Below are 18,937 nucleotides of genomic sequence, written 5' to 3'. Positions count from 1 at the left end.
TCGACAGTGTTTAGGTTTTTTTAATTCAAAAACGTTACTCTTTTGAAGATTCTTGTTTTAAAACCTTGATATCTTCCAGCAAACGTTGTATTTCTTCTTCGTTGGTACCATCATAAAAACCGCGGATTCGTTTCTTTTTATCAACCAACACGAAGTTTTCGGTATGGATCATATCATAAGGACCTCCATCACCATTAGATTTTACCACCAGATACGATTTTCTTGCCAAATCGTATATATGTTTTTTGTCACCGGTTACTAGATTCCATTTTTTATCATCTACTCCTTTTTCCAGCGCATACTTCTTCAGTTGTGGTACATTATCCGTTTCAGGAATAACCGTATGAGATAACAATAATACCTCAGGATCATTTTTTAATTTTTCCTGAACTATTTTCATATTACCTGTCATAATGGGACAAATCGTCTGACAAGTAGTAAAGAAAAAATCTGTTACGTAAATTTTATCCTTATAATCAGCTTGTGTAACCACTTCTCCATTCTGATTAATCAGATTGAAATCTGAAATTTTATGATATTTACGCACGTGCTGCACTGTACTGTCTACCAACTCTAAACTTACCATATCCGGTTCGTACACCTGAAGTATTCGTTTTGGTTTTAAGATGGAATATATGATAGAAATAATAATCGCCGATAAAACGAACAGCACAATGGCAAAGAATTTGTACTTAGCAAAAAATCGAAGCATACTTATATTTTAGAGTTGCAAAATTACAAGGATTATCTTTTATAGGATTACGGTTTTCGCTAAAAAAATATTAAAAGCCAAATCTGTATACTAGATTTCTTTCATAAACTACTCTAAAAGGTTACTTTTGCGTGATTTAATTTTGAATAAGACCTTATGAGTCCCATTATTGTAAAAGCATTACAGCTGTTATTAAGTTTGTCTATACTGATCGTTTTACACGAGTTAGGACACTTTATTCCTGCTAAGTTATTTAAAACCCGAGTAGAGAAATTCTATTTGTTTTTTGATGTAAAATATTCATTATTTAAGAAAAAAATTGGCGAAACAGTTTATGGTATCGGATGGTTACCACTTGGTGGATACGTCAAAATTGCCGGGATGATTGATGAGAGCATGGATAAAGAACAAATGGCCGGACCTCCTCAACCTTGGGAATTTAGATCCAAACCAGCCTGGCAGCGTTTAATTATTATGCTTGGTGGTGTAACAGTAAACATCATTCTTGGGTTTTTAATTTATATGATTATCATTTTTACTTGGGGAATCACCTATGTTTCTGTAGAAGATATTCCTGATGGATACGAAGTTGCTGAAATGTTTGAAGCATATGGTTTTCAGGATGGTGATAGAATATTACAGGTAAACGGAGAAGATTTTAAAGATGCTACCGATATTAATATGTATCTCTTTTTAAGAGATGTGAATACCATTACAGTTTTATCTGCCAATGGAAATACCAAAACAATTGATATTCCTGAGGATATTGGCACCCAAATGTTTGAAGAAGGTGTGATGGAGCCTTTTGCAGTGCGACTTAAACCGGTATTGGATACCGTATTAGTAGATAAACCTGCATATGCTGCCGGACTTAGGAATGGTGATGAAATTCTATCTGTGAATGGAAAAAAGATCGACTGGTGGCACGAGTTCCAAAAAGAAGTAAATGCTGAAAAAGAAAAAGGAGTTGCTATTACCTATCTAAGAAACGGGAGCGAGAACACGATTACCGTAAAAACGGATGATAAAGGAACTGTAGGCGTATTACCTGTTTTTTATAAGATCAACAGAGACGAATATACTTTTGGTGAAAGTATTAGTAAAGGATTTGATTACAGTTATTGGAAACTTCACGATTATGTAGCTCAGTTTAAATATGTATTTACTAAAAAAGGAGCAACGCAAATTGGTGGTTTCGCAGCCATTGGTAATCTATTCCCTCCTGTATGGGACTGGGCAGCTTTTTGGAGTACTACTGCTTTTATCTCTATTATTTTAGCATTTATGAATATTTTACCGATTCCTGCATTAGATGGTGGACATGTGATGTTTTTGTTATACGAAATTATCGCAGGTAGAAAACCTAACGATAAATTTATGGAGTATGCCCAATTAGTTGGTTTTGTTATCCTGATTGCTTTACTTCTTTTTGCAAATGGTAACGATATTTATAGAGCAATTTTCGGAAATTGATAAAAAATTAAAAAAATCTTTTTGAGTATCAAAAATTAGTATATATTTGCACTCGCAAAAGAGAAAAACACTCTATATTTGCAAAAGCAATAGTCCTCCTTAGCTCAGTTGGTTAGAGCATTTGACTGTTAATCAAAGGGTCCTTGGTTCGAGCCCAAGAGGGGGAGCAAAAGTTCAGCAGCAATGCTGGACTTTTTTGTTTTATATCCTTCTATCAAAGCATACTTGAAAAAAAATTTCAAACAGGATATTTTGTAAAAAACAGTAGAACTAAAAAAGATTGTTGTGCTATAAGAACATTCTTTTTTCATGATTTGGCTCGATAATCTTTAGGCGTTTTACTGGTGTGTTTTCTAAAAGCTCTGTGAAAAGATGATTTAGAATTAAAGCCAACTTCATACAGAATCTCCAAAATATGACTAGACTTCCTGTTAGGATCTTTAAGAATTTTGATGGCCATCTCTACTCTATACTCATTAATGAAATCAAAAAAATGCTTCCCTATATACCGATTGATTAAAACTGACAGCTCTTGGGTTTCCATTCCAACATCATTAGCAAGTTCTTTTAAACTCAATGAAGAATTGAGAAAAGGTCGATTAGTTTCAATATGTTGTTTCAATTTTGCTATTTTTTCTTGAATTCGTTTTTTATCATTTACTATGCTCGGATTTATCTTCTTAGAGCTATCTGCATACAGATCTTTTACCAGTTTATGTTTAGTATCAACCGCACGGAAGATTTCTGGCGAATACAAACTTTTAAGTATTAACCACGATACAAACATTAATAAATAAAGAGTGTGAAAAATTCTAATGTTTAGTATTCCCTCATTACTCCCAAAATAAATAATAGCTGTTCTAAAGAATGAAAAAACAAATAATACGATCAACAAAAAAGTTAGTTGATTTAACCATTTATAATTAAAATATCTTTTGTCTGAATAATTCTCCGCTAGTATCGATTTATACTTTTTTAGCTCTACATACATAAGTATTAAGTAGAAACTTATAGTAACTATATTTAACACAGCATATAATTTTGCTTCTAAATGAGAATGATATGACTGATAAAAAATGATTCGCTCTGGTTCACTCACGAAAAAAAATCTTGGAATGAAAATAATAGTTACCAAAAAAAAGGGTGTCAGATGTAATAGATGTTTTCTACTTAACTTAAAATCAAGATATGTAGATGAAATTAAATGTAAATAAAGTAAAGGTCCGGAAAAGAGTATTAACTGATCTCTTACCTGCTCAAAAATCAAAGGTGTTCTGAAGTAATCTGAATAAAGAAAAACACTAATATGAATTGCTAATACCAACAAAAACAACCCCATTGATCTATTACTAACTTTATTGTGTTTTTTACTTTTAACAGTAAACAAAAAAAAAGCTAAAACCAATGCAATGAAAACTACAATTATTGTGGCTTTTTCCAAAATAAAATCTTGACTCATAAAAAAACAGTAATATAAATACTAAAATAAGCATGTTCAAATAACTACTGTTTAAAAAGTATTACAAATACAAACTTGATTAATTGTTCTTTAGCTCTTTTATTTTGGCTTCCATTTGTTTATTGTAACCCCACTCATTATCAACATTTAGCATAATTGCTTCTTGGTAAGAGGCTATAGCTTTTAAAGTATCACCTTGTTTTTCGTATGTTTCTGCCAAACCTGCTTTAGGAACCCACCATTTTGTAAATGTTTCTAGAAGAATATTATAAACATCAAACGCTTCTTCCTCACTATTATAATTTAGTGTATTTCCTATCCCGTTTATGTTCCACTTCAAATTGTCGAACTCACTTTCTAGATTTTCTGACATCAGTCTTTTAAATGCTAATTCTGCTTTCTTATACTTTTTGTTCACAACCAGATTCATAATATCCTCTTCTAAAGTCAAATCTTTAGCTTTTAATTCTGGAATTATCATCCTGGAAATATCATTTATCACGATATCATACGCTGGATGTAAATAACCATTTGAAAGCAAAATAATAGTCGTATTACTGTTTAAAAATTTTCTAAATCCTACACAATTCCCTCCAGAAAAACCAATGGATTTTATGTCATTTACCGGATATACTCCCCATCCGTGCAAAAACTTATCCTTTTTATTTTTAAAATTAAAAGGTGCCCATAATCTCTTTTTTGATTCATTACTAAGCAATTCATTATTGTCTAGTTTTGTATTCCATTTAACAAACTCATTAAGAGTAATATTTAATCCATTTCCAGAAAAGCCTCTTGTCCCACTGTTGTTCTTATCTTTATGAAACTCCTTTGTTTCATAATTATAGAAATACCTTGTTGCTCTTTTAGGAATATCATCTGTAGCGTTAGACGAAAACAATACATTATCGTAAGCATCATTAAATTGATTTTTCAATACAAATTCTGAGAAAGACAATCCCGAAACTTTTTCAATGATCTTAGAAAGAAGCCAATAATTAGTTTGATTGTATTGGAATTGACTTCCTTTTTCGAAACCCATATCATCGTTGGATAGTTTCTCCATTAATTGATCATCAGTTAAATCCCATTTATATTTAATCATATCAGGCAGACCTGATGAATGACTTAATAAATGAATAATTTGGATATCACCCCATTTCATCGGTAAATTATCAAGGTATTTTGAAATTTCATCTTTCAAGCCAATTTTCCCATTTTCAACAAGCTGAAAAACAGCTACAGATGTCATTAGCTTCGTAGCAGAAAACATTCTAAACAATGTATGTTCATCAACATTTTTATTTTGCTCCAATGAAGATTTTCCTAAATAATTTTGATAGATCACACTATCATTCTGTATAACGGCAATAGCGACACCCGGTATATTATGCAACTTCATTGCATTCGTAATATAAGTATCGATATTGTTTTCTAAATCATAAGTTTTGTCTACACTTTTCCTATCGGCACAGGAGATATTGATAATTACTAATATTAAAACGTACAATAGGTCTTTTTTCATTTTTTTACTTTTGATTGATGATGATATACTAATAAAAAAGAATTTGTATCCTTCATTTATCGTACAAAACTAGTTCTTAGAAATGAATTAAAAGTCCCACTTAAAAAAAGCGAACTTATTATTTTCCAAAAATTCGATTATCAATTTGTTTAGATTTGATTGTATTATTACTTTTTTTTGAGAAATAAGTTTGAAGATCAAAACCAATTGTTGCGTTTATACAAATACTTTGATTCCTTTAAAAAGGAAGAATTAAACATTCTTGAGACTTCTAATCTATACTCTATAAACTTTGGCTATAACATTAGAGAATCCTATTGAAACAAGAATAATGATCAGCATACCCTATGAAACTATGAATCAGAACCGGAAAAGTATGAAATATTCACATTTATCTTTGAATATTGAACGAACTGCCATATTTTAAAGGAGAAATTAAAATTAAAGTAACGATGAACGTAGTTGCAGGAATTGATATTGGGGGTACAAAGACCAAGATAGGTTTGGTAAATCAACAAGGAGAAAGTTTGGTTCAAACCTTCTTTAGAACCAAAGATTATCCAGATCTAGATCTGTTTTTGGAGAAGATAAATAGTACGATTTCAGAGCTTAAAAATCAAGCGTTAGATGATACGAATATACTTGGTATCGGTATTGGCGCTCCAAATGCCTCCAGCAAAAGAGGAACTATAGAAAACGCCTCAAATCTAGTCTGGAAAGGTTCTGTACCTCTACTTGAAAAACTGAAAGAAAAAATCAATCTACCTGCAAAACTGATGAACGATGCTAGTGCCGCTGCACTTGGTGAGATGCTTTTTGGCGATGCCAAGGGAATGAAAGATTTTATTGTGGTCACCTTAGGTACCGGTTTTGGAGGCGGAATTGTTGCAAACGGGCAGCTAATTGATGGTTATGATGGTTTTGCCGGAGAATTAGGACATATTGATCTCACTCTAGGCGATGGTCGTTTAACAGGTCTTGGTGTGCGAGGCGGATTAGAAGCTTATGTTTCTGCCACGGGATTAAAACGTACGATTTTATATATGCTATGTAAATACAATGAAGAAAGTAGATTTAGAAGTATCGCATACAATGATTTACATGGCGAAGAAATAACCAAGGCCGCAGAAGAAGGTGATCCCATTGCAATCAAAGCTTTCGAATATACAGGAAAAATTTTAGGTTTTGCACTTGCTAATTTTACCGCTTTTACTCAACCGGAAGCTTTTTTCTTACTCGGAGGCTTGGCAGGAAGTGACAAATGGATATTCGAACCTACAAAAAAGTATATGGACACCTATCTTTTGGATATTTATAAAGGAAAAGTAAAACTATTACCTTCTGGATTACAAGGTAAAAATGCTGCCATTTCGGGAGCAGCAGCTTTGATTTGGTCAGAATTTAAAAATTAGTTGGCATGTATCCTCCATAACAATAAAATCTTGAGACGATCCAAATAGTAGTATCTAATCACCAATTACCTCATTGAAAAAACTCTATAAACCTTCGGAAACAAGAAAAATTAAAAACATAGATTAGTTAAACTCTAAAATCTCATATACATATTCTGCTCTTAAAAACTGTACATTCCGTAAACTATCCACCCGATAACTTTTGCGTTCCGCATTTAGAAATAGCCCTGTTTTATTTTCATATTTGATGTTTTTTATGAAACTATAGGTTGGTGCGTGATATACCATATTACCGATCAGTTTATTAGTTTTTTCATCAAAATAATACCACCAAGTATTTGCAGGAGACCCATCTTTATAAACATAATTAGCTCTGATTACGTTTACCGATGCTCCGTCTATAACCTCTTTACCGTTATAAGAAAGTGTTACATCCTCCTTTAACAGCTTATAAGGTTGCCAAAAAACATAATTACCCGCAATAATCGCGTTGTAATAGTTTTGTTCTAGTTGTGGATTCGCTTGAAGCTCATTATTAAAAAAAACAGAAACCTCATCGTTCTTTAGTACAGCTCTTTTTTGAATAGAATCTTCTATCCATTTTATTTCTGCAGAAAATGTTGGGTACAATCTATTTTTATGCGTCTGAATCATTTTGTTTTCGATATTCCCAACACTATCGTACAAAACGGTTGTTTTACGATAGGTAATTTCTTTGATGCTTTCCCACTTTTGGATACCGCCGTGCGATTGTAAAGAAGATTTTATAATATTTATTGGATCTGTACTGTTATTACACCCTAGAAACAGTAGACAAAATCCTAAGCGCAGCATATTTTTCAGGTCATTCATATTATGGTTATCAAAGAGTATTAAAAATAAAGATAACTTTTGAAAAGAATGGATTCGTCACATTTTCACCCCTTCTAAGTTTAAAATATTTTTAAGCATAATTTTAAATCTTAGAAATCTGCTATATTTTAAGTGTTTCGGTTTTTCCTCTATCTTCTTATAAGTGTTAATACCCGTATTTATAAAACGAAGTATACAGTTCTCTAGAATCTAAAAATAAATCACCTCCTGTAGAACAAATTAGGGGGCACAAAAAAGCCCTGCATTGCAGGGCGATGTCCTTTACTTAAATTAGTATATATAATTGCAAGGGTTTGCTTGGTGTTGTTGGTTCATCAAGGTAGCTTGACCTTCTCCGGGTGGAATGCTGGTTCCTCCTTTTATTTTATTAAGTGCTGAAGTGTCAATCTTAGCAATAGTAAGTTTTTTAAGGTTTAATTTTTGCGAATTTTGGTCTTTCATCTATTCTCTAATTTTAGTTAATTTTTAATAATTTATCAGGATTGCTTTACCTGATGTCATCTTAGTTCTCGAAGGTAATATAGTTATTTTAAGGTATTCTCACACATATCGTTACCCTAATTTGTACAATTTAGGGGATTGGAATGTTCAATTTTCGCAGGCTTTTACCTGCTTTTCTAGGTTCTTAATATAGTATGATGGATTTAAACCAGTTTTAGCTTTAAAGTGTTTCGCAAAAGAGTAATCACTTTTATACCCTATTTCGTTCGCAATGGATTTGATAGAGAACGACCTAAACTTTTTATCATTTTTTAGACGTTTTACTGCATACTCAATTCTAAGGTCGTTAATATAATCCGTAAAACTTTTCTCTCTATAGGTACGCACGATCTTAGATAAATAGGTGTGATTTGTTTTTAATTTTTTTGCAACATCCCTTTGGTTACAATCCAATCGTAAGAAATACTCTTCTTTCTCCAGTTTATCCAGTCGTTTCAAGATTTCGGTTACTTTTTCCTCATCAATAGTCAGATCCTTAGGTTTCGGTTTTTCAATATTTTCTTTTGCCCTTTTATCCGTTTCCAGCTGACTAACTTTAATCATTAAATCATCAAATATCTTTTTATTCTTTTTTTGTTTTGTTCTGTACTGAAAAACGATATAAATAAATATCAATAGTAAAAGAATCAAGGCAACTGTAATAGCTTGTTTCTTTTGCTCACTGGTTTCATTTTTTTCTTTTAATATATTTATTTTCTTTTCTAGTTTCTCTGCTTCTTTTTCATAAATGGTATTTACAATTTCGTCTCTATTTTCCTGAAAGTCTTTATGAATTCTTAAATATTCATTGTTATAAAAAAGTGCCTTTTCAAAATTCCTTTTTTCTCCATAACAATTAGCCAATAATAAATACGACTGTACCACTAAAGGTTTTATGAGATCTTCTTCTGTTAAAGATGCTGTAGTTTTTTCTAGCTGATTGATGGCTTTATCATAATCGCCTTGCTCATAGTAACAGCTAGCCAGAAAATAATTGATATTTATGAAAGGAAAAAAACGGTTGGTAATTTCATTGTGCTCTAAGATATTCTGTGCATCTAACAGATACCTGAATGAGTTTTCATAATTCTTCTCATAGTAAAAAATCATTCCTTTTTTGATATAAAAATCTATCAAACCCTCTTTATACTGAATAGATCGACTTATACTAATCCCTTTTTCTGCAAATGAAAGTACTTCTTGATAATACTCTAAAGCTATGTGTATGTCACTTATAGTGGTAAGAATATCCACGTGTGTTTTGGTATTGCTATATGAAGTCTTGTCTATTGTTTGAAGAATTTCTGAAGCAATTTTATAAGCCTTATCCAACTGATTCATGCTTTTTAGAACTAGGACCAACCCAGAATTCGCTCTAACTTGCTGGTCTAAATCTCCCGTTTTTTCTGTAATAGCTAATGCACTATAATAGGCTTCTATAGCTTCTTCATTTTTACCACTTAGTAAATAAGAGTGACCTTTTCTTATATCAATGATACTGATTAATGAATCATTTTTTATTGCTGAAGCTATTTCTCTGGCTTTATCAAAAAAAATTAAACTTTTATTGTATTCCCCTGAGTTATAAAGTGCCTTGCCCTTATTTATATTTTCTTGTACATCCGCGGCAGTGTATTGAGGAAAAGAAAATGTAGCTATTCCGGAAAGGAAAAACACAGAGCACATCCAGATTCTTAGTATATCAGCAACCATTCTAATTTAAATATCAGGTGTGTTTTCAAAAGTAAGGATTTAGTTCTAATAACAAATTGAGAAGAATAGAATCTACGAAATAAGAGTATTATTTTTTCTTGAATTTTCTAATACCCCACTCTACTTTGTATGTTCTAAACAACAAATCATAGATCACCATTTCGTGCAAACGGTTTTTAGATCTAAATAGCCTATTCATAAGCATATGGATATAGCTACTCATCATATCATCTAATTCTGCTTTGGTTACTATAGATACTATTTCTTTTATAAGTGCTTTACTGTGATTACTTTTTTCGTTTAAAACTTCTAAAACTGGGACATACTCCGGTTCCATTTCTTTTTCATAATTTAGAAATCTCTTGATCTTATCATGTTCGTCCCTAAATTTTTTGTCCATCTGCTTCTTGAGTCCTTTATTCATTCCAAACTCTGCTCCGAACCCTGTCTTTAATCGATCCATCAAACTAAGTTTTTCATCTTCGTCATATCCAAAATCTCGAAGCAATTGGTCTATTGCCCTGGCTCCGAACAGCCATCTTAATTCTTCGCCTTCATCTCCATCAATCATGTCCAAAAAATCTACAATCATTTTACTGTCCAGAAAGAAAAGTTGCTCGGCCTGATCCATTGTTTTTATTCCATACCGTTCTATTTCTCTTTGGTAGGTGTCCAACTGTATTTTCCAGATTAAATCTTCTTTAGAAAATTCTTGAAGAGACGAATACAATGTATTGATAATTCCGGCAACATTTTGCGGTTCTTGATAATGAAATCGAACTCTTATATGGTGTTTTGGATCACTATATCTGATAAAAAACCACTTGTCAATGACGCCCTTTTCTAGTAAGTAGATTGTAGCAGGTCTTATAATTTCGGTAAGTACTAAATCAGAAGTTTTTGGACCTGTATATATTTTATAATATAACCATTCGCTTCCTACTATAAATGATCTTTGTACATCGTCTACCATCAATTCTTTATGTTTTTCAGTTTCTTTTCGTTATAAAAAGATACCACGATTTGATTTGTAAATGTGTTTATCCCTTCTTTTACCATATTGCCTTCTGTATGTAAAAATTCCTTTAATTTAAATTTATTTCTTTTCTTCACCGTATTGAGCAACATTTTCATTGATGTTATATTCTTCGCATTAATCAGTAGCTCATTGTCTCCATCGACCAAAAGCACAAATTGAGGTAAATTTTTACGGTCTGCAAATTTCTTTAATTCATCCCAGAACCGGTTATCATTGTCCAGATGCTGTAGTAAAGGTTTAATTTCTAATGATGAGATATTCCAGGTTGCATTAGAAAATATAATATCCTTATACTCTACTCTGGGTAAATAATCATATTCGTCGGCAAACGGCCCCCAATCAAAAGAAATACCTCCTCTTAGGTTCTGAGTTTGCAGGTTAGCCAAAAATTGATAGATGGGTAAAGCGTTACTAGAATAATTATGCGCATTAGTTAAATGTGGAACTACTTCTTTGTTGAATTTTTTAGAACGTAATGTTATTTTTCCTCTTGAGGTTGCAGAGATCATTAAGTCATCTAATAAAAGTTGATTTTCTTTATTCAAAATAGATTTTGCCAGATAAGGAATTTCATATTTTCGAAAAGCGGGTCTCATTAAAATATTACCTACTCTGGATTCAGGCAAATGCACAATTTCTGCAAGAATTTTATCCGGATTTAATGTTTCTTCTACCGCGATGATTTCTTTCGTATATGCATCTAATTTTTCATCTCCGTGACAAAAACGCCCTAAAAGGTTTGCTGCACTTGAACCACCACAACTAGACATGATTATTTTTTCGGTGTTATCTATTTTTACTAACTCTATCATCGAAGAAATGGTATCCGGTAGATCGTCCCAATTTTCTTCTAATCCCTGAAAATCTTTATCCTCCAGAAATAGGGTTTTCTTTTTATCCTCGATACACTTTACCAATTTTTTATGTAGCATAGAATGTATAGAAGACCACTTCACATCTCTAACTCCGACTTTTTCTTGTCTGAACGGTAGCATTAGATCGTCTACTATTCGACTCACGTCACCAGAATCTTTGTCCTGTAAAAAACCTATCCCCAATTCTACATCTAATGCTTTTGATAAAGGAACCTCCCTACTCTCATATCGCTCGTAAAAAGCATTTCTAAATCGAGAAATGAGTGTTTCTTGAGGTGGTAATGTAAGTTTGTTAAGTACTGTTAGTCCTTTTTTAATCTTTTTAAGGGTATCATAGCTGATCTCATTCGTTTTTAACGTCAGGTTCATATCTGTCTGAAACATGTACTTCAATTCAAAACCTGTTCCTAGCTTTTTTAATGATTCGCTCAGCTCAATATATTCGTTAGCAGTATTTCCAATACTCTGATCAATTTTTTGGAGTATCTGTTGTGCATTTTCTAGTGTCGATACAACTGGCTCGGTTCCAGTAAGTTTTTTTAGAACAGGTATTATTTGATCTAAAAACTCAGGTCCTGAAACAGATGGTTCCAACTCACTAATTAGCAACTGACTTTCCACTAATTGATCTATGAATCCTATGGCTTCTTCTAGGGTGATTTCATCATCTACCAATAATGCTGCCAAGTCACTTAAACGTGATCCAGATCTGGCTTTTGATAATACGTTCTGTAAATACTCTGAATTTTCTACTGCTACGATGTGATGTACCCTTCTACTTTCTACATATATATATTCTACATAACGAAGCTGTTTTCCTGCTTTATAGATACTGGTGTTAGGGTAGAACAAAAGTTGGTCTCTGATCATTTTATCTTTAACAATATCCTGAGATAATGCCACCAGATAATTCATGTCTAGTCTTGTATGACGATCATTTTCTGATTTGGCCAAAAGTTCAATAGCTGTATTGTCTGAAAAAGCTCCAACCGCCGTTCCTGCAAAAATTCCAAATGGTGTGCATCGAGATGACATCCGGCTGATGTATTTTAGTACGGAATACATCATTCTATCAGATGCTGCTTTTTCTTTAATGCCTCCATTCAGCCATTTTTCAAACTCCTGATATAAAGAGGGCGATGCTAAAAAGGTTGCTTCCTTAATAATCCTATCTGCACATATTTGTTTTAGCTTATCTTCTTCTAGTAGGGATTCTTGGGTTAATTCTTTATAAAACGATAGAGGGAATAATGGAGTACGTAAAACGTATTTTGGAAAATTCTTATATGTCATATTCTATTTGGTATTCTTAAGGATTAGCCAATCATTAAACATTCGGTCCATTTACTTTCTGAAGGGTTCAAATAATATATCATGGATAATCCAATTCCCGCGATACCTTCTAATAAATTGGTTTCATTTTTCCATTTTTCTAAATCACCTCTCCATTGTTTATAACCTGCGTAACCTTCTTTGTGTGAGTCCATTTTTAACACTTCATCCATCCAAAAGTCTGCAGTTTCTTTAAATAAAATCTCATTTGTTTCCTTATACATATACTGAAAAATAGTAATGATCCCAAACATTCCGTGACATAGCCCTGTATCGATAATTCTTGCTTCATCTGCATTTCTTCTCTTAGCCGCATGTTTTACTGTTTGTAAGGCTAATTCACGATAAACTTCTTCCCCAAGTGCTTTACCAACTTTCCATAACGAAATTCCTATGCCTAAATCTCCGTAACACCACGCTAACCTGCTGTTGCTATATTCTTCCATTTCGGGATATACCCAACTAGGAAATAGAGAGGTTTGATCTTCTTTAGGATATTTACAACTAATGATAAAATCTGTAGCTCCAATTAATAAATCCCTTGAAGAATTTCTGAATTCTTTATGGATATACAATCTACTTAAAAAATTAATCACACTCGCCATTCCGTGTGACAAACTTAAATTAACACCTTGTAGATTCTCCTTTTTGTTTAAATCGTATATCCAAAAGGTACCTCTTTGATCTTTTTGCGAACTATTTTTTAATGCATTGATAAGATGGAAAAGATACTGTGCATACTTATCTTTTAATGAGTCTGATGTTGTTTTTTCAAATCGCTTTAAAAAATAATAACCATAACCGATCGCACCGTGTAAGAAATCAAAATATTCATTTTTTATATTAGATTTCATGGATTCGAAAAGATAGTTGTCTAAATCTGATAAAAGTTCGTCACTATCAATTTCGATAAACTCCTCTTCACTCAACAATTCTAAAACCCAACCTGCTCCTGCAATACCAGTGCAAAACGTTGGGAAAGAATATCCATCATTCATGCGCTGGATGGCCTCAGACATGGCATCTACTCCAATATCGGCAATCTGTTCATCTTCTATAAACCGAGCATAATAAAACTGAAATAGCGAAATACCTGAAATACCCGATAACACTCCTATATGATCCGAATGTTGGTAGTTTTCTTGTAAAATACTATGGATTTCTTTTAATTTCTTACTTAAAATTTGGGTAGTATTCATTAACGATCAATTAGCTTTACTTTTGTTTGTGGACTAATGTAATATCAAAAAAATGAAATGAAAAATATACATCCTTATATTAGATAAAGTAAGGAAAAATCTGATGAAATGGAAATACCCTTGTTTTTAGCTACTGTAAATTAAGAAAACCAAATATCGTACAAAAGTGAAAACAACAAACATGTTGGATCAATATTGTGTGATGATCTAAATGTAATGATTCTTTTTAAAACACTTTTTTAATGTATTGCTTTACTAGGAGAAGAAAGTTCTTCTAAAAATTAATCGTGCAACTTTGTGATTGTCCGAACCATTTTACCCGATTACGGGAAGCCGTTTTATAGATTCCATCTCGAATCATTCGGGGAATAAAAGCCAGCAATGCTGCTACCCGTTTCCATTTAGGGATTTTAGATACAATTCTTAAAAAACCGTCAGAATGTGTATGTGGATAGTTTTCGTCGATCAGAATCACTGTATCTAACTGTAGAGTAGGAAATCCATACTTTTCAAGTAATTGTTGTCCTTGAGGAGATTGAAAAGGTATAAAATGAAAAAGATTTTTTGGAGCAAATTTCATCAACCAACCTACTACACCATTGCATAAATTACACTCTCCGTCAAATATAATAACGCTTTTATTACGAATATTCTCCATTTTATTGGTTTTTAGGTTTTTATAACTCTACAGTCGAATAAAACCATCAATCATTTCAACACTTCGATGAGAATTTTGATAAATTTTAGAATCATGGGTGGCAATAACAACTGCTTTGTTTCTTTGTTCTGTTATTTCTTTAAGCAAGTGGAATATTGATTCAGAGTTTTTTTGATCTAGATTCCCTGTTGGTTCGTCAGCTACAATCAAAGACGGATTATTAATTAATGCTCGTGCAATTGCTACTCGTTGCTGCTGTCCTCCTGAAAGTTGATATGAGGGTCGTTTTGCAAAAGCTCTCATGCCGACTTCCTCTAAAAGAGACAGGGCGTCTTTTTTAATCTCTTTATTACTTTTGTTGGATAATTTCATTGCCGGTAACATTACATTTTGCAAAACATTGAATTCTGGTAGCAAATAATGAAATTGATAAACAAATCCAATATGTTTATTCCTAAAATCTGTCAGTTGAGCAGCTGTCAAATTTTGAATATCTTGATTACATATTGACAAGTCTCCTCCAAAATCGGTATCCAAAGTTGATAGAATATACAACAAAGTAGATTTCCCGCTTCCTGATTCTCCATACACTGAAACCAATTCCCCTTCTTTAAGCGATAAAGAAATATCTCTTAATATCTGATGCTTTTCCGGCTCCAGAAAATACTTATCTATATGTTGTGCTTCTAAAATCATATTCCTCTAATAATAGTTACAGGATCTACTTTACTTGCCTTTTTAGATGGAAAATATCCCGCAAAAATGGTGGTCAACAGTCCAAATAAAAATCCCAAAACATAATATGACATCTTAAAATTAATTGGATAAGTATCTACAATAATAAAATCTGATGTGTCCAAAGGTGTAATTGAAATAAAATAACTAATTAAGTATCCGAACAATCCTCCAAAAATCGCTCCTAACACTCCAATAATCAGTGATTGTATAAGAAAAATAAAGACAATATCATTACTAGAATATCCAATCGTTTTAAGTACTGCGATATCCTTTCTCTTTTGGATTACGGTAACATTTAGAATATTATAAATCCCAAATCCCGCTACTAACAGCAATGCAAAAGAAACTGACCAGGTAAGAATATCACGTACCTTATTTCCTATCACAATGGTCTTATTACTATCTTTCCAATCTTCTGTTATGATGCCATCAATACGTTTAACGAGATCACTTTTAAGACTGACATCATCTCTATCTTTTAGTCTTATATGAATATTGGTAATACTATTTTTTTGGTCTAATAAATTCTGTAAAGTGTTACCTGAAATATAAGTTCTAACATTATCAATCGTGGTAATCCCAAAACTAAATATCCCAGAAACTCTTAGCTCTTGACTCTTTCCGTTGGGAAGTATCATTTTAAGCTGATCTCCAACTGAAACGTCTAATCGTCTGGCCAGACTTATTCCCAGAAGAATATTATTATCATTTTGTAAACTCTCAAAACCTTCGCCTGCTATCAATCTCCTGTTAAGATCTACCATTTTACTTTCCTGAGAAGAAAACACTCCATTCATATTACCGGGAAATTGTTTAGTATCACTAATCAAAATTGCAGGGGAAATGATTTGATGAGCAAAAGATTGGACGTTTTTATCTTTTGTCAAAATAGCATCAATTTTGTATATATGTTCTATATAATTTGTAACTGCAGTAGTTGCTTTGGTCTCTAGTTTTTTTGTCTTAGCACTAACGATTATATCGGGGCTTCCATTAAACACGGCATCATCCAGAAAATCATTAACACCCGTCATAAAATTGATCATGACAATAAAGGTTGTTACGCCTAGTAGCACTCCTATCATTGCCAAAAAACTTTGCTTTTTTCTGGCGGACAAGTATTGTAATGCAATGAATATGTTTGTTTTATTGAAAACTTTGTTAGACATACCTCATAGGTCGAGAAAGTAACAGAGAGATTACAACCTTAAGACAATAGCATGAAAAACAGCTATCAAAAAATCTTTAATCCCAGAAAATTCATTTTCTTTTCTTACTGCTTTCTGCCATAGGATTAAAATCCAAACATAATTGAATCCAGTATTCCAGATCTTCATCCAGATCAAACCCTTCGGGTGTCACAAAAACATATCCTTTCATTGGTCTGCCTGTAAAATCCATAGGATGGCAACCTTCCTTTTTAATGGCCTGTTTATAAGCATCTTCTCCAATACGTGCCATCAAAAGATCAGTTTCTTTCTTTTTGTCATAATGGATCCCGCAACACATTTTATCATCTACCATAAAGCAAAGACCTCCCATCATTTTTTTAGCATAGAAATTGACCTTTTTCTCGTGAAGAATCTGATGGATTCTATCCGAAATATATTCACTATACGCCATAAATTATTGTATTGCATTTGACAAGTAACCGTAAGTTAAACAGCCCAATACTACACCATCTTTATAAGAAAAGAAGGTGATTTTAAACTCCATTCCCATTGGTTGCGGTTGCGTATCCAAAAGTTCATTATAGAACTTGACAGCACATTTAAAATTAGTACTCGGAATTTCAAACCAGTTCATTGCATTTGACATAATGTATAATGTATTGATTAAGAATAGCTTAAAAGTAAGTGATAATATTAAAATAAAAAAGTGCTATTTTTGAAAAAACATAGGTCTCTAAAATGAAAAAAAACGAAGAACTGTTCTTTCTGATCAAGTCATTAACCAAAAGCGAAAAAAGATATTTCAAATTAAGCTCTAAGGGAAATGAAGCTTCAGAATATCTTGCTTTATTTCAAGCGATTGATGCTCAAAAAAAATACGATGAAATCCAAATTAAAGAACTGTTTAAAAACAAGGTTTTTGTGAACCAACTAACCACCATCAAAAACTATCTGAAACAACGAATATTACAATCCTTAAGAAATTATCACTCAAAAATTTCTATACAGGCGGAGTTAATTGACATCCTACGCAACGTAGAAGTTCTATTTCATAAAGGATTGTACATCATTTGTGAAAGCGAATTAAAACGTGCAGAAAAAAAAGCATTACACTTTCAGCAAGATTTATTGCTCTTTCAGCTTCAGGAATGGAAAAGAAAAGTCCATCAGGCATTATATCCACAAGATTTTGATACACTTAAAAACATTATTAGCAAACAGAAGCATTTATTAAACTCTACTACAGAATACATCAATCTTTTACTAGCAAACACTGACCCTATAAACTCATCATTATCACACAAGAAAACACACCGATTACAGAACGAAACCCTTAAAACACTTCACTTATATCGCAAACAGCTTGCTGCAAAAAACAACGAAAAAGCAAAACAGACCATAGAAAACTTGCTAAAGCAATGGGAGCAATATCCAAAACTACTAAATGAATATTTTGTTACGTATTTCTCTGTCTACAATACTTATCTTGGATTTCTGCTCTTTAACGGATTGCATAAAGAAGCTTTTATTCGAATCTTATTATTAAAACAAAAGATAAAGGAGATCGAAAGCTTTTCTGCTGCCATAATTAAAGAAACTTTACGTCTATACAATATGGAACTGGAGATTCATAGAACCCTCAAAGACCTGCACAACACAGAAGATGTTGTAGAGAATATTCAAGATTTCATAGAAGAAAACAGTACTAATATCCCCGGCGATTATAGACTTTCTTTTCGCTTTCAGTTTGCCAATATTTACTTTCAAAAAAGGGAATATAAAAAATCGTTACGATGGATTAATGATATTCTGAACCATCAAACAAAAAAAGATCGAAAAGATTTAATTACACATACCTACTGGCTCAACATATTGGTTCACTATGAACTTGAAAATGGATGTACACTTAAATATCTTATAACTGTATTCAAGAAATATCTTAAAAAACACAAAAACATAGATTCCTATGAAAAGGTACTGTTTAAGTTTTTGGCAAAAACAGTAGAATATCCTCGAGAGAAAAAGAAAGAAGCATTTCGAAAACTTTCAGAAGAATTAAAGGAACATCCAATACCTAAACACGTTTTAGAATATATTAATTTTACTAGTTGGATCGATCTGAAGTATTAGTTTTATGTCAACTTCTAAAAGTAGTGTCAAGAAATTATATAGATATTTCTTTTCATACAATTGATTATCAATAATTTACAGGTTGTCATTATTATATTGCCGATGCTTAGGATTTCTTCTTTATGGTTGTGGGTTTAACGTTTTAAC

The 18,937-nt window shown here is 32.3% G+C and carries 16 protein-coding genes and 1 tRNA gene; 4 read left to right on the top strand and 13 right to left on the bottom strand.

The window, feature by feature from the left end; genetic code table 11:
- Positions 1-34 precede the first annotated feature (34 nt).
- Positions 35-712: an SCO family protein gene (locus ACE94K_RS04950; protein WP_378180775.1), complete on the bottom strand. Its 678-nt coding sequence runs from the start codon at positions 710-712 to the stop codon at positions 35-37.
- Positions 713-868: 156 nt separating this feature from the next.
- On the opposite strand from ACE94K_RS04950, the gene rseP reads away from it, so the two are divergent.
- Entirely contained in the window at positions 869-2,185 is a 1,317-nt protein-coding gene (gene rseP / locus ACE94K_RS04945; RefSeq protein WP_378180772.1) for an RIP metalloprotease RseP, read from the top strand.
- A gap of 93 nt (positions 2,186-2,278) precedes the next feature.
- Positions 2,279-2,352 (top strand) — tRNA-Asn (locus ACE94K_RS04940).
- A 140-nt stretch (positions 2,353-2,492) separates the two neighbouring features.
- Here the strand turns inward: ACE94K_RS04940 and ACE94K_RS04935 are convergent.
- The gene (locus ACE94K_RS04935; RefSeq protein ID WP_378180769.1) at positions 2,493-3,284 is read right to left on the bottom strand and encodes a helix-turn-helix domain-containing protein; all 792 of its coding nucleotides are present in this window, start codon (positions 3,282-3,284) and stop codon (positions 2,493-2,495) included.
- 439 nt (positions 3,285-3,723) lie between these two features.
- Positions 3,724-5,169 carry a serine hydrolase gene (locus ACE94K_RS04930; RefSeq protein ID WP_378180766.1) on the bottom strand — a complete coding sequence of 482 codons (1,446 nt, stop codon included), beginning with the start codon at positions 5,167-5,169 and terminating at the stop codon, positions 3,724-3,726.
- A gap of 452 nt (positions 5,170-5,621) precedes the next feature.
- Here ACE94K_RS04930 and ACE94K_RS04925 point away from each other — a divergent pair, with 452 nt between their 5' ends.
- Positions 5,622-6,581, top strand: coding sequence for an ROK family protein (locus ACE94K_RS04925; RefSeq protein WP_378180763.1), 960 nt, complete (start codon positions 5,622-5,624; stop codon positions 6,579-6,581).
- Between the two features lie 123 nt (positions 6,582-6,704).
- Here the strand turns inward: ACE94K_RS04925 and ACE94K_RS04920 are convergent, their stop codons facing one another.
- The 10 genes from ACE94K_RS04920 to ACE94K_RS04875 all read right to left on the bottom strand — a co-directional run bounded on the left by ACE94K_RS04920 (position 6,705) and on the right by ACE94K_RS04875 (position 17,111).
- Positions 6,705-7,433: a hypothetical protein gene (locus tag ACE94K_RS04920; protein ID WP_378180762.1), complete on the bottom strand. Its 729-nt coding sequence runs from the start codon at positions 7,431-7,433 to the stop codon at positions 6,705-6,707.
- A gap of 291 nt (positions 7,434-7,724) precedes the next feature.
- Positions 7,725-7,895, bottom strand: coding sequence for a class I lanthipeptide (locus ACE94K_RS04915; RefSeq protein ID WP_378180759.1), 171 nt, complete (start codon positions 7,893-7,895; stop codon positions 7,725-7,727).
- A gap of 147 nt (positions 7,896-8,042) precedes the next feature.
- The gene (locus ACE94K_RS04910) at positions 8,043-9,647 is read right to left on the bottom strand and encodes a tetratricopeptide repeat protein (protein ID WP_378180756.1); all 1,605 of its coding nucleotides are present in this window, start codon (positions 9,645-9,647) and stop codon (positions 8,043-8,045) included.
- 88 nt (positions 9,648-9,735) lie between these two features.
- On the bottom strand, positions 9,736-10,620 hold the full coding sequence (locus ACE94K_RS04905) for a thiopeptide-type bacteriocin biosynthesis protein (protein WP_378180753.1): 885 nt from the start codon (positions 10,618-10,620) through the stop codon (positions 9,736-9,738).
- Entirely contained in the window at positions 10,620-12,854 is a 2,235-nt protein-coding gene (locus ACE94K_RS04900) for a lantibiotic dehydratase family protein (protein ID WP_378180750.1), read from the bottom strand. The genes ACE94K_RS04905 and ACE94K_RS04900 overlap by 1 nt, the downstream gene beginning before the upstream one ends.
- A 23-nt stretch (positions 12,855-12,877) precedes the next feature.
- The gene (locus ACE94K_RS04895) at positions 12,878-14,092 is read right to left on the bottom strand and encodes a lanthionine synthetase C family protein (RefSeq protein ID WP_378180747.1); all 1,215 of its coding nucleotides are present in this window, start codon (positions 14,090-14,092) and stop codon (positions 12,878-12,880) included.
- A 274-nt stretch (positions 14,093-14,366) separates the two neighbouring features.
- Complete coding sequence (locus tag ACE94K_RS04890) at positions 14,367-14,750, bottom strand: thiol-disulfide oxidoreductase DCC family protein (protein ID WP_378180744.1); 384 nt, start codon at positions 14,748-14,750, stop codon at positions 14,367-14,369.
- 27 nt (positions 14,751-14,777) lie between these two features.
- Positions 14,778-15,446 (bottom strand): ABC transporter ATP-binding protein, encoded by a 669-nt coding sequence (locus ACE94K_RS04885; RefSeq protein ID WP_378180741.1) that lies wholly within the window; start codon positions 15,444-15,446, stop codon positions 14,778-14,780.
- Positions 15,443-16,657, bottom strand: coding sequence for an ABC transporter permease (locus tag ACE94K_RS04880; protein WP_378180739.1), 1,215 nt, complete (start codon positions 16,655-16,657; stop codon positions 15,443-15,445). The genes ACE94K_RS04885 and ACE94K_RS04880 overlap by 4 nt, the downstream gene beginning before the upstream one ends.
- Before the next feature lie 91 nt (positions 16,658-16,748).
- Positions 16,749-17,111: a TfoX/Sxy family protein gene (locus ACE94K_RS04875; RefSeq protein WP_378180736.1), complete on the bottom strand. Its 363-nt coding sequence runs from the start codon at positions 17,109-17,111 to the stop codon at positions 16,749-16,751.
- Between the two features lie 287 nt (positions 17,112-17,398).
- On the opposite strand from ACE94K_RS04875, the gene ACE94K_RS04870 reads away from it, so the two are divergent.
- Entirely contained in the window at positions 17,399-18,790 is a 1,392-nt protein-coding gene (locus ACE94K_RS04870; protein WP_378180733.1) for a hypothetical protein, read from the top strand.
- Positions 18,791-18,937: the final 147 nt, after the last annotated feature.

Source organism: Aquimarina besae, from assembly GCF_042434905.1.
In the GTDB taxonomy this organism is placed as follows: domain Bacteria; phylum Bacteroidota; class Bacteroidia; order Flavobacteriales; family Flavobacteriaceae; genus Aquimarina.
Note: the sequence above shows the minus strand (reverse complement) of the source record. Positions and strands in the feature narration are given on the sequence as shown.